Raw genomic sequence first — 1,065 nt, 5'->3', positions numbered from 1 at the left:
GTGGGGCTGGGCGAAGCATTTGGGCAATTATTCACGCGCACAATTTATGATTTTTCTCCCAAATGCTTCGCCCCTACTAGGTTGATACAATTGCAATTGCGCATTTGGGCAATTATTCACGCGCACCAGTTATGATTTTTAGCCCAAATGCTTCGCCCCTCCGAGGTTGATACAATTGGAATTGATAATTGGCAATTGACATTATCCAAACTACTTTGATAAAATCGGATTACCCGTAGGGGCCGCTCAAATAAAATTGTTAAAGATGACAAAATCAAGAAAACGATGAAATATAACCCTGACATCCATCATCGAAAAACCATTCGACTAAAAGGTTATGATTATGCACAACCAGGAGCTTACTATATCACAATTTGCAGTTACGAAAGACAATGTTTGTTTGGTGAAATTGTAGCAGGAGCAATGCACCTTAATTTGATTAGTGAAACCATTGAATTTTGTTGGCAGCGCTTGCCACAGCATTTTCCTTTTATAGAATTAGATGCTTTTGTGATTATGCCAAACCATCTACACGGAATTATTTTGATTGTTGACGCCAATACTACTAACAAAAATCAATTATTCAAACAGCCGATAATCCAACCTGTATCCTCCGATCGGATATCTACATTGCCCAAAGGAACAGAATCAGGTTCACTAGGGGCATTAGTACAAAACTTTAAATCAATAGTAACGCGTAGAGTCAATCGCCTAACTAGGAATTCTGGTACAATATGGCAACAGGGTTATTATGAAGAAATTATTCGCGATGAACGAGCTTATGATAATATCAGAAAATATATAGTGGAAAATCCGTTAAAATGGCACGATGACGAACATTATTCTATCCAAAAGTGCGATCGCAACACCAACTTCCATAAAAAACCTCAGAAATAAATCAATTACCCAAAATCGAATAATCCCGTAGGGGCGAAGCATTCGGGCGAAAATTCATGAAATAAGTGCAAAATATTAAACCCGAAAGCGAGAGCCCAATCCCAACGAGAAATCCCAAGCACAAATTCCCCAACCATAAATCAATTATCAAAAATCCCACAATCCCGT

Annotated in this window: 1 protein-coding gene; it reads left to right on the top strand. The window is 38.3% G+C overall.

What is annotated here, in order from left to right; translation table 11 throughout:
- Nucleotides 1-285 precede the first annotated feature (285 nt).
- Nucleotides 286-897 (top strand): transposase, encoded by a 612-nt coding sequence (locus tag QT974_RS34645; RefSeq protein ID WP_333472863.1) that lies wholly within the window; start codon nt 286-288, stop codon nt 895-897.
- Nucleotides 898-1,065: the final 168 nt, after the last annotated feature.

The sequence above is a fragment of the Microcoleus sp. BM001215392 genome (assembly GCF_036700185.1).
Taxonomy (GTDB): domain Bacteria; phylum Cyanobacteriota; class Cyanobacteriia; order Cyanobacteriales; family Microcoleaceae; genus Microcoleus.
Note: the sequence above shows the minus strand (reverse complement) of the source record. Positions and strands in the feature narration are given on the sequence as shown.